Source organism: Pseudoalteromonas sp. SG45-5 (genome assembly GCF_014164085.1).
GTDB classification, from domain to species: Bacteria; Pseudomonadota; Gammaproteobacteria; order Enterobacterales; family Alteromonadaceae; genus Pseudoalteromonas; species Pseudoalteromonas aliena.
Map to the genome: position 1 here is coordinate 1 of NZ_JACJEM010000211.1, position 236 is coordinate 236.

Consider the following 236-nt stretch of genomic DNA (forward strand, 5'->3'; position numbering starts at 1 on the left):
TTTTTCAAGAGAAATTGTTGAAGGTACTAGCGTGAGAAATTGAATTTTGGTTAAAAACTCAGCATTACTTTTATGATAAAGTTTACAGTCTGCCACAAGGTATTTAGGAGATTGGCTTTTTTTGAACTCATCAACAAGCGCCTTACTTCGCGCTTTAAAAATAGCGGTGTCTGCGCTGTTACCATCCCAGTTTTTACATGCAAGCGGGATCCCACCATCTTGGCTAACAATGATTT

At 38.1% G+C, this 236-nt stretch carries 1 pseudogene; it reads right to left on the minus strand.

What is annotated here, in order from left to right:
- Nucleotides 1-236: pseudogene (locus tag H5119_RS20815) on the minus strand (hypothetical protein); the annotation flags it as partial.